The sequence below is a fragment of the Desulfomarina sp. genome (genome assembly GCF_054039375.1).
The window spans coordinates 1-10,321 of record NZ_JBPLBA010000028.1; the positions used below are offsets into that span (position 1 = coordinate 1).

The 10,321-nt window shown below is 48.5% G+C and carries 10 protein-coding genes; 8 read left to right on the top strand and 2 right to left on the bottom strand.

Annotation, left to right across the window (positions count from 1 at the left end; genetic code table 11):
- The 3 genes from ACXLDX_RS01705 to ACXLDX_RS01715 form a co-directional block, all read left to right on the top strand.
- A partial coding sequence (locus tag ACXLDX_RS01705) for a cytochrome c biogenesis ResB family protein (protein ID WP_457575458.1) occupies positions 1 to 192 on the top strand: 192 nt, incomplete at its 5' end.
- 33 nt (positions 193 to 225) lie between these two features.
- Positions 226 to 1,080 carry a c-type cytochrome biogenesis protein CcsB gene (ccsB, locus tag ACXLDX_RS01710; RefSeq protein WP_457575459.1) on the top strand — a complete coding sequence of 285 codons (855 nt, stop codon included), beginning with the start codon at positions 226 to 228 and terminating at the stop codon, positions 1,078 to 1,080.
- 144 nt (positions 1,081 to 1,224) lie between these two features.
- Positions 1,225 to 1,656 carry a cytochrome c3 family protein gene (locus tag ACXLDX_RS01715; RefSeq protein WP_457575460.1) on the top strand — a complete coding sequence of 144 codons (432 nt, stop codon included), beginning with the start codon at positions 1,225 to 1,227 and terminating at the stop codon, positions 1,654 to 1,656.
- Between the two features lie 141 nt (positions 1,657 to 1,797).
- On the opposite strand, the gene glyS is transcribed toward ACXLDX_RS01715, so the two are convergent.
- Both glyS and ACXLDX_RS01725 read right to left on the bottom strand, forming a co-directional pair.
- Positions 1,798 to 3,876 carry a glycine--tRNA ligase subunit beta gene (glyS, locus tag ACXLDX_RS01720; RefSeq protein WP_457575461.1) on the bottom strand — a complete coding sequence of 693 codons (2,079 nt, stop codon included), beginning with the start codon at positions 3,874 to 3,876 and terminating at the stop codon, positions 1,798 to 1,800.
- Between the two features lie 81 nt (positions 3,877 to 3,957).
- Positions 3,958 to 4,683 (bottom strand): GTP cyclohydrolase I FolE2, encoded by a 726-nt coding sequence (locus ACXLDX_RS01725; protein ID WP_457575462.1) that lies wholly within the window; start codon positions 4,681 to 4,683, stop codon positions 3,958 to 3,960.
- Positions 4,684 to 4,987: 304 nt separating this feature from the next.
- Between ACXLDX_RS01725 and ACXLDX_RS01730 the strand changes: the two genes are divergently transcribed.
- From ACXLDX_RS01730 to cbiE, 5 genes are all read left to right on the top strand, one after another.
- Positions 4,988 to 5,923, top strand: coding sequence for an ABC transporter substrate-binding protein (locus ACXLDX_RS01730; protein ID WP_457575463.1), 936 nt, complete (start codon positions 4,988 to 4,990; stop codon positions 5,921 to 5,923).
- A 165-nt stretch (positions 5,924 to 6,088) separates the two neighbouring features.
- A complete protein-coding gene (locus ACXLDX_RS01735) occupies positions 6,089 to 7,447 on the top strand; it encodes a cobyrinic acid a,c-diamide synthase CobB (RefSeq protein WP_457575464.1) in 1,359 nt (452 codons plus the stop codon).
- Positions 7,448 to 7,460: 13 nt separating this feature from the next.
- On the top strand, positions 7,461 to 8,093 hold the full coding sequence (locus ACXLDX_RS01740) for a precorrin-8X methylmutase (protein WP_457575465.1): 633 nt from the start codon (positions 7,461 to 7,463) through the stop codon (positions 8,091 to 8,093).
- A 1-nt stretch (position 8,094) separates the two neighbouring features.
- A complete protein-coding gene (gene cbiD / locus ACXLDX_RS01745; RefSeq protein ID WP_457575466.1) occupies positions 8,095 to 9,171 on the top strand; it encodes a cobalt-precorrin-5B (C(1))-methyltransferase CbiD in 1,077 nt (358 codons plus the stop codon).
- On the top strand, positions 9,164 to 10,321 hold a 1,158-nt coding region (cbiE, locus tag ACXLDX_RS01750), incomplete at its 3' end, for a precorrin-6y C5,15-methyltransferase (decarboxylating) subunit CbiE (RefSeq protein ID WP_457575467.1). The genes cbiD and cbiE, both read left to right, overlap by 8 nt.

Consider the following 10,321-nt stretch of genomic DNA (forward strand, 5'->3'; position numbering starts at 1 on the left):
GGTTGCATTCTCATGCTGGCCGGGCTGTATATGGCTTTCTTCATGTCCCACAGGAGGATCTGGCTGCTTGTCACTACAGATGAAAATAACTGGTCCTCAATTCTCCTGGCGGGTTCGGCTAACAAAAACAGAATTGATTTCTCGAGTCGTTTTGCAGATCTTGCTCAAAAAATTGAATCTTCCATCCCATAGTCAATCCGGAAAAATTATTTGGAGTAGAAAAGCATGGATAGTTCACAGCTTCTTGGAATAACAACGTTTACTTATCTTTTTTCAACATTGCTCTATGTGGCCATTTTCGTTTTTAAAGCTCCCAGGCTGGGAACGCCGGCCACTGTCTTCACATTCGTTGCCTGGGTTATACAGACTGGTGGCCTGATTCTTCGCTGGAAAGAATCATATGGTCTGGGATTTGGCCACGCCCCCCTGACCAATATGTATGAATCCGTAGTTTTTTTCGCCTGGGTTATCATTATTCTCTACCTGGCAATTGAATGGAAATTCAAAACTAAAGTTATTGGTGCATTTGCTGTTCCTTTCGCCTTTCTTGCCATGGCCTATGCATCTTTTTCAACAGATATCAGTAAAACAATCAATCCCCTGGTGCCAGCCCTGCAGTCAAACTGGCTGATAGCTCACGTGGTGACATGTTTTGTCGGATATGCTGCATTTGCTGTTGCTGCCGCACTGGGCATCATGTATCTGATCAAAAGTCGGGAAACCGAAAGACAGACCGCCGGGTCTTCTTCCCTCTCAGGCTCATTACCTCCCCTGAAGACTATTGATGATATCACCCATAAAACAATGGTGTTCGGGTTCATCTGGTTAAGTGCAGGTATAATCACCGGAGCAATCTGGGCCAATTCAGCGTGGGGCACATACTGGAGTTGGGATCCCAAGGAAACATGGTCACTTATAACCTGGTTTCTCTACGCGATTACTCTTCACGCAAAATATACCAGGGGATGGAGTGGAACTAAAATTGCCTTTCTCTCCATATTCGGTTTTGCTGCCGTTCTTTTTACCTATTACGGAGTGAACTTTCTTCTTGCCGGGCTCCACAGTTATGGCTCCAGTTAACAACCACACAGTGGCAGTTCATTCCTGTTTTCAACCACTTAACCTTTTGACAAAAGGTTTGGAAAACAGTATAAAAGGATATGATGAAGTTGTTTTACTTTTATCTTTTATTTTATCGCAATATTCTTTCAAAGAGGAGCGACCATGTTTAAAAAATTTTTCGCCTGCAGTGTAATATCTATTTTCGTACTGTGTGGTACAGCAATTTTTTCAACTGCCGGTACCGATACCGGCCCTGCTGAACTCACTATCGTTTCAACCCACTCCAAAAAGCCTAAGCCGGCTGTTTTCCCACACAAGATGCATCAGGACAAGTTTAAATGTGCTGAGTGTCACCACGGAATAAAAGACGGCAAACAGGTTCCTTACGCTGAAGGCATGGAAATCAAGAAATGTGACAGCTGTCACAATAAGGATGTCCTTAAAGGAAAGAAAAAAGGAAAGCTGAAACTGGATACAATCAAAGGCGCAGGCCATGGTAACTGCCTCGCATGCCACAAGGCAATGGCGAAAAAAGATAAAAAACTGAAGAAAATAACGAAATGCAGTACCTGTCACCCTAAAAAGAAAAAATAGTTTCAGCAACTTTCAATAGAAAGTATCTCAAACACAAAAGGCCATGTTCTTTTCAGAACATGGCCTTTTGTGTAACAGCTCAAATCATAATTGCTCACAGATAATAAAATTACAGAGTTGCTACCCCTGTGGCCAGTTACCTCAATTTTCCTGCATCCTGGAAATATCACCAATCTGCAGAATCAAATCCCCTATAGCAGTTAACAGGTTCAGCCTGTTTTTTCGTATATCTCTGTCTTCGGCCATAACCATAACATCATCAAAGAAACTGTCCACAGGTTCTTTCATCTCCAGCATGACCTTGAGAGCTTTTTCATATTCCTGTCTGCTGACATAATCCGTCATTTTCTCACCTGCTTCAAGGAACAGCGAATAAAGCTGTTTCTCAGCAACTTCAACAAAAAGATCAGTCGATACCTCGGTGTCCCTGTTATCCTTAATAATATTTCTGATTCTTTTATAGGATGCTGCAAGAACCGTAAATGACGGCTCCCTGCGAATGGCATCAAATGCCCTGATTCTTTTCAAACAATCGTTGACCTCATCAAAAACAACACTGACCACAGCACTTACCGAACCACTGTCAAACCTTTCCGGTCCAGAGCAGTCATGAATAAAACGCCGCTTGATAAATTCAATTATGGTATCAACCGTTTCACTGCTGCCGTTTACTTTATCTCCATACAGAGCCAGGGCTTTATGAACCGTTTCTCTCAGTGATATCACATATCCCTTTCCCTCGATGATATGCAGGATAGCAAGAGATATCCTCCTCAAACCAAAAGGATCTGTGCTACCGCCTGGAATCTGACCTATTCCGAAACAACCGACTAGAGTATCAAATCTGTCTGCCAGCCCGAGCAGGGCTCCAGGATCAGTAGCGGGAATATCCGCTTCCGAACGTTTGGGCATATAGTGTTCTCTCACAGCAGTGGCAACTGCGTTGTCCTCACCATCGTTTATGGCATATGCTTCACCCATTATCCCCTGCAGGGAAGGAAATTCCCCAACCATATCACTTAAAAGGTCACACTTACATAACTCAGCTGCCCGGCATGTTATGTCTGCAAGCTGTGGATCTACCTGCTCTGCCAGAATACGGACGAGTTTCACCAGCCTCTCACTCTTTTCATACATGGTGCCGAGTTTTGCCTGAAATATTATGCCTTTCAGTTTCTCACGCCTTGATTCCAATCGAATTTCCTTATCGGAATTATAGAAAAAAAGCGCGTCTTCAAGTCTTGCGCGCAACACCCTCTGGTGTCCCTTCCGAGTCAGGTCATCCTGATTAACTCTGGTATTATTGACAGCTACAAAACCGGGAAGCAAGGTACCATTTTTATTCACAACAGGAAAATACTTCTGATGTTCCCTCATGGATGTTATGAGGACATCAGGGGGAAGCTGGAGGAATTTCTCATCAAAACTTCCGCAGATACCGTATGGAGTCTCAACAAGATTTGTCACAGTATCCACAAGATTTTCATCAACAAGAACCTCCCCATCCTGAATATGATCAGACTCAAGAACAGCGTTTATTATTTCTTCAATGACTTTTGCTCTTCTTTTTTCAGGGTCCACGATGACAAACATTTCAGCCAGCCGCCTTTCATACTCATCACAGTTTCTGATCTTTTCAAAACTATTGGCATTAAAACGGTGCCCACAGCTGCAATCTCCAGCCTGCAGCCCCTCATGGTGAACGGGAATTATCTCTTCGCCAAAAAGTGCCACCAGCCATTGAATGGGCCTGGCAAAAGCATGGCGATAACTTCCCCAACGCATTGATTTAGGAAAAGACAGCTCGAGAATAATCTCCTGAAGGAGTGCGGGCAACAGAGAGAGGGTCTGTTGACCAGCAACTTCCCGGACCAGCATCAGATACTCACCTTTGGGTGTATCAACCACCTGGAGATCATCCACCGACACGCCTTTCGATCTGGCGAAACCCATCGCGGCCGGAGTAGGAGTGCCATCCTTGTCAAAACCGGCAGCCTTTGATGGTCCGAGCAGTTTTTCCTGTATGTCTTCCTGTTTTTCATCAACATTTTCCACGCACAGGGCTAGTCTTCTCGGCGTTCCAACAACTTTAATATGACCGTGGCCGATCTTCAGTTCTTCAGCTTTTTGACTGAACTTATCACTAAGTTGTTGCAAAGCAGGCTGAAGAAAACTTGCAGGTATCTCTTCCGTTCCAATTTCAAATAGTAAGTCTTGCATGGGATAGCGTTTTTTTGAGGATTCAGGTTATTTTTAAAAATGGGACAATATCTGTCCGGAAACGAGTTTTTTCGTAATTGCTCAACACGATTCCAATGTTGCAAAAGTCGAGCAATCTTCACCAAAATTATGCACAGTGACGGAAAACCAGCCGATAGCTTCAATTCTCCCAAGACTTGCGCCAACTCTTCTCGTCAACTGCTCAACAGAAAGATTCTTCCTTACTTTGACAGCCAGTATTTCAATTTCTTCTTCCACTGCCTTTTCAATCAACAGAATAAGATCTTCTATCCAGTAGAACTGCTTGAACCGTACACTCACTTCAACTTTGCCCCAGTTCCCGAACGATCCCGGCAGACGATTGGTTTTCTCCTCAACCATCGGTAAACTGACTGGTACAGCCACCCGCAACTGCAGATCGTCTTCCTCTTCAAAAGAACCGTGCATGGAACAATTATAATTACCAAGAACAGGTGTACCGTTATTTCGTTTTTTCTTCAGGAAATAAGGAAATTCCAGTTCCAGATGAGATGCCTCCGCTTCAAGACGGCTTTTCATCTTTGCCAGTATTCTGTGAAAACTCTGCAGAGTGATTTCGCCATGAAATTCATTCAATATTTCCAAAAACCTGCTCATATGAGTTCCCTTGAACCTGTGAGGCAAATTGACATACATGTTTGCCGTTGCAATGGTATGTTGCCTGTGCTGAGCTTTATCGAGTACTGTTATAGGGTAGGAAACTGTCTTGACACCAACCTTTTTAATATTGATCCTTCTGCTGTCCGACAGACTCTGTATATCTTTCATCGTAAATGATCACAGGGTTAATAACTCTCTGTTTTTTATTACCTAAATCCTGCACTTCAGAAAAATAAAAAAATGTAATTATTGTCTTATTTCAATATGTTATTATATGTTTAGCGGATTTGGCCATTCACTTTTTGAGTGAATGTAATTTTTTTCATTTTCTTTGCCCTGCGGGATTGGCAATTTTACCGAATCTGCTTCGTTTTCAATGGCTTGAAGTATGCCTATACGTCAGCGCCATTGAACCTCGCATCTCCGGAAAACTTGCCAATTGCAGGATTTAGGTTCAATATGGAGAATACCAATGAAAAACAGTGCCAGACAGACTCTCCTTCTGTTGTTTCCGCTTCTCTTCAGCCTGCTGACCCCATGGGAACAGGCGAACGCACAACAGGCGGATTTTACCGACAATGCAGGGAGGAAAATCCATATTTCAAAACCGTTCAAACGGATTATCTCCCTCTACTCGGCCCATACCGAAAACCTCTGCTTCCTGGGTGCGGCTGACAAACTGATCGGAATTTCCCGCACCGATAATTACCCGGCTGAAATCCTTGGCAGAAAAAAATTTTCTTATCGCGAAGATCCGGAAAAATTTATCGCCATGCGGCCCGACCTGGTGCTCGTCAGGCCGATGATTGAGCGCTCCCATCCTCAGTTCATCAAGAAACTCGGCCAGGCCGGAATCACCGTTATCTCCCTGCAGCCCTCCTCAGTTTCAGAAATTTTTGCCTACTGGAAAAACCTGGGCCTCCTGGTGGGCAGAGAAAAAGAGGCGATTGAGATGATATCTGCGTTTAAACAGGGATTAAAAAAGATTCAGACAAGGCTCAATTCCATACCGCAAAGCACAAGGCCACGCGTCTATTTTGAGTCGATCCATAAAAAGATGAAAACCTTCTCCCCCACCAGTACCGCCATGTATGTCCTCGGCCAGGCCGGCGGAATCAACATTGCAACTGATGCCGTCCAGGTGAGAAAAACCAATATCGCCGACTACGGCAAGGAACGAATCCTCAGTCATGCGTCTGAAATTGATATTTTTCTCGCCCAGCACGGCCGCATGAACCCGGTCACTCTCGATATGATCCTGACAGAACCTGGCTTTCAGGCGATAAAGGCCGTTCAGAACAAAAAGGTGTTCCTGGTGGAAGAACCCCTGGTCTCGAGACCGACCTTTCGTCTCCTGGAAGGAATCAAACAGCTCAACCACCTTTTTTTTAACTGGTCACAGGGGTAGCAATCATATGATTTTATTACCTCTGAACTGTAATTGTTCACAGGTGCCGCAGATTTTTGCAGGCTCTTTTGTTCGCTATAGCCTACCTATGCGGACAAAAGAGACCGTGAAAAGCTGGCGTGCCTGTGAGCAATTACCTTTTTAAAAAATCCCTGAAAACAGCTAATGACAACCAGTAAAAAAAGTTCCTTTATCATTGCCGGCACGTCCAGCGGCTCCGGCAAGACCACGGTGGCCCTTGGTCTGATGGCCGCCTTCAGGGCCAGGGGAGTGAATGTACAACCCTTTAAATGCGGGCCCGATTTCATCGACCCCGGCCTCCATAAACTGGTCACCTCAACGGTATCAAGAAACCTCGACCTGTGGATGTGCGGGGAGGATTTTACCAGGGACTGCTATGCAGAAAACAGCAGGAACTGTGATCTGGCCATAATCGAAGGGGTCATGGGCATGTTTGACGGAGGAAAATCGTCCTCGGCCGCACTTGGCCGAACCCTTGGTGTCGGCACCATCCTGGTCCTCGATGTCCGGTCAACCGCAGAAAGCGCGGCCGCCATGGTCAAGGGCTTTGAAATGTTGGAACCGGATGTTGCCCCGAAAGGAATTATACTCAACCGGGTTGCCAGCAAACGTCACCTCCAGCTGGTCAGTGACGCCATCAACCACCACTGCTCCGCCGAGATCCTCGGCCATATCCCGAGAACCCTTGAATTCACGATCCCGGGCCGTCACCTGGGGCTGCTGACCGGTGAGGAATCCCCTTTGAGTGAAAAAGGCATTGACACCCTCATCAACACGGTCAGCGAATATGTTGACCTGGATCGTATCCTTGAACTTTTCCAGATAACCCAGCCGGCAGCGAGAACGTTCACAGAAAAAACCATTAGTGCTCCGCGCTGCCGCATCGGGGTGGCCAAAGACCGTGCCTTCTGTTTTTATTATGAGGACAATCTTGATCTTCTGCGGCAGGCGGGCGCCGAACTCTGTTTCTTCAGCCCCCTGGAGGACAACTCTCTTCCGGCGGGAATTGACGGACTCTACCTGGGAGGAGGCTACCCGGAACTGTACGGAAAAGAGCTCAGTGAGAACAACTCTATGCTGACGGATATAAAAAACATGGCCGAAAACAATCATCCCGTTTACTGTGAATGCGGCGGTTTTATGTATCTTACGGAGGGTATCGTCGACAGTGACAAAAACTTCTTTCCCATGGCCGGAATTTTTCCTGTGAAGGCGAGGATGCAGAAAACAAGAGCGAGTCTTGGTTATCGCCAGATGGAAACCGTACAGGACAGTTTTTTCGGCCCCGCCGGAACTGTTCTCCGGGGCCATGAATTCCATTACTCCAATATTGAAAAAATGACTCCTGAAATAGAAAGAGTCTACCGGGTCAATAACGGCAGCGAGGAAGGCTACCGTTATAAAAATGTTATGGGCGGCTATATGCACCTTCACTTCGGCTATAATCCGCGAATGGTCGAATCATTTATTTCCCGTTGCGCGGCAAAAAGCCGGAAAAAATAAGAAAAATAAAAAAATGACAATCACAATACGCGAAATTGAGCCCCATGAAATAGAAAACGAGAGTTTTCGCATCATCAGCCGGGAGCTGGGAATCGAAGATCACCATGATCCTGAGTACAAGGTGATCCAGCGGGTTATCCACGCCACCGGCGATTTTTCTTTCCACGACAATATGCGCCTTTCACCGGGGGCCGTTGAAGCGGCGAAAAACGCCATCCGGTCGGGTAAAAATATCCTCACAGATGTGACCATGGTGGCTGCGGGAATCAGTAAGACCATGCTCGCGAAATGGGGCGGCCGTGTGTTCTGCAAGGTGGCGGATGAACAGGTTGCGGAAATCGCAAAGGCAACAGGCAAAACCCGTTCGGAGGTCGCCATGGAAAAGGGACTGAACGAAAATATCGGTATTATCGCCATCGGCAACGCCCCCACCGCCCTGCTCCAGGCCATAAAACTGGTGGATAAAATGGCGGAGAACGATAAACCGCTTATTGTCGGGGTGCCCGTCGGCTTTGTCAACGCGGCCGAGTCCAAGGCCCTGCTCCACCGGGACAATTCTCTCCATATCACCAGCCTGGGCCGCAAGGGTGGCAGCCCTGTTGCCGCGGCAATCGTCAATGCCCTGATCAGGCTGGCACAACAGTAAGATGAGCAAGCGTTTACGAAGTGGTTTTACCACCGGTTCCTGCGCGGCGGCCGCGGCCAAGGCGGCAGCCCTGATGCTCCAGGGGGAGAGTCCGCCCGCCACGGTGGAAATTCCTTTCCCCGACGGCTCCAGAAAGATTTTTCAGGTGAACTCCAGCCAAGCCAACAGTGACGGCAGTTTCGAAGCCTATATTATAAAAGACGCGGGAGACGACCCCGATGTGACCAACGGCGCGGAGATAGGCGCCAGGGCGGCCCCTGGTCCCGCCGGATCAAAAAACTGCGTGGACATTGACGGTCTGCTGCTCTGCGGCGGTTCCGGCGTGGGCATGGTCACAAAGCCGGGGCTGGCCGTCAGGGCCGGTGAACCGGCCATCAACCCCGTCCCCCGGAAGATGATAACCGGAGCCGTCCGGGAAGCAATCCCGGAAGGATCTGTAACAATCACCATTATTGTGCCCAGGGGAGAGGAGCTGGCCGTAAAAACCCTGAACCACCGCCTTGGCGTGGTGGGCGGTATTTCCATTCTCGGCACCACAGGCATTGTCCGGCCCGTTTCAGCAGACGCCTGGACGGCTACCATCAAGGCATCCATGGACGTGGCGAAAGAGGCGGGATTGAAGGATATTGTTATCTCCACCGGCAGGACTTCGGAAAAAGGAGCCCAGCAACTGCTCGATCTCAGGGAAGAGGCCTATGCCATGATGGGTGACTACCTTGAATTTTCCCTGCTCGAAGCGGCAAAACATGGCTTTTCCACCATCCACCTTTCCGGCATGTGGGCCAAAATCGTCAAGGCGGCCCTACGTGTGCCACAGACCCATGTGCGCAACGGCGCCCTGGAAATGGTTGACGCGGCCAGGCTGCTGGAAGAACTGGGAGCGGATGGAAAACTGCTGGAAAGAATCAAAAAATCCAATACGGCCAGGGAAATGTACAAACATCTTGAAGAGGCGAAACGCAGGGAAATCGTCACCATGGTCTGTCAAAAGGCAAGGGAGTACGGAGAAGACGTGAGTGGCAGGAAGGTAAAAGTCTATCTCGTGGATCATAAGGCAAGGATACTGGCCCATGTATAAAATTTTCCTGATCGGTACCAGTGACAATGGCCTGTCAGCCGATAAACAGCAATTGGTGAACCGCTGCTCTCTTCTTGTCGGGACCGACCGGCTGCAAAAGCTCGTCAAGGAATTCAGCGGAAAAAGAATCCCGATCAGTCCCATTGCGACCTCCCTTCAAACCATGGGGGAAGTTTTGAACGATGGCCACGTGGCCGTTCTTGCCGGCGGTGACCCGCTCTTTTACGGAATCGGCAGACGTCTCCTCAATGAATTCGGCCGGGAAATCGTGGAAATCCACCCGGCTCCCAGTGCCGTACAACGGGCCGCGGCCAGGTTCAAGATCCCCTGGGATGACGCTGAAATCATCAGCCTGCACGGCAGAAAAAACAAGCATATCCCAGGCCTGCTACTCCTCCGGCCCAAGACTTTTGTCTTTACCGATCATCTCAATTCACCGGACAATTTTGCCGGCCAGATACTCAACTACCTGGAACTCATCGGCGACCAGGGACAGATAGAAAAAAATCTTACGGTGCATGTGGCCGAGAATCTTGATCTTGCTGATGAAAAAATATTCAGTGGATCTTTGTCCGACACCGCGAAACGTACCTTTTCACCGCTCAATATTTTTTGCCTTACCTCTCTTGCCCCTGAAAATACGGCCCAGGCCGAAAGCCAAAACGAAGAATTCGGACTTGGCCTCACGGAGGATGAGATCAGCCACAGCAGGGGGCTGATCACCAAAAACGAGGTGCGGGCCATCACCCTCCACCAGCTTCGTCTGCCCCGGACCGGAGTCTTCTGGGACGTGGGTGGCGGCAGCGGCTCTGTTTCCATTGAAGCCGCGCGAAATAATCCCGGCCTCACCGTCTATACCATGGAACACAAGGCGGAAGAGCTGGAAAATATAAAAGAAAATATCCGCCGCTTTCGCGCTTTCAACGTGGTGCCGGTTTTCGGCAGGGCCCCTGAAACGCTCTCGGATCTCCCCGCGCCCGACCGGGTCTTTATCGGGGGAAGTTCAGGGTCGCTGGCGGACATAATCCGACTGGCCGCGGCCCGACTTCCCGAAGGCGGCCGGATGGTGGTGAACGGGGTCATCAGGCGGACAACCACTGAAGCCCCGAAAGCAATGGCCGAATGCGGGCTTTCTGTCAGCCAGTCCCTT

Coding starts and splice junctions, on each gene's coding strand:
- ccsB (WP_457575459.1), top strand. CDS start 226: ATGGATAGTTCACAGCTTCTTGGAATAACAACGTTTACTTATCTTTTT.
- ACXLDX_RS01715 (WP_457575460.1), top strand. CDS start 1,225: ATGTTTAAAAAATTTTTCGCCTGCAGTGTAATATCTATTTTCGTACTG.
- glyS (WP_457575461.1), bottom strand. CDS start 3,876: ATGCAAGACTTACTATTTGAAATTGGAACGGAAGAGATACCTGCAAGT.
- ACXLDX_RS01725 (WP_457575462.1), bottom strand. CDS start 4,683: ATGAAAGATATACAGAGTCTGTCGGACAGCAGAAGGATCAATATTAAA.
- ACXLDX_RS01730 (WP_457575463.1), top strand. CDS start 4,988: ATGAAAAACAGTGCCAGACAGACTCTCCTTCTGTTGTTTCCGCTTCTC.
- ACXLDX_RS01735 (WP_457575464.1), top strand. CDS start 6,089: ATGACAACCAGTAAAAAAAGTTCCTTTATCATTGCCGGCACGTCCAGC.
- ACXLDX_RS01740 (WP_457575465.1), top strand. CDS start 7,461: ATGACAATCACAATACGCGAAATTGAGCCCCATGAAATAGAAAACGAG.
- cbiD (WP_457575466.1), top strand. CDS start 8,095: ATGAGCAAGCGTTTACGAAGTGGTTTTACCACCGGTTCCTGCGCGGCG.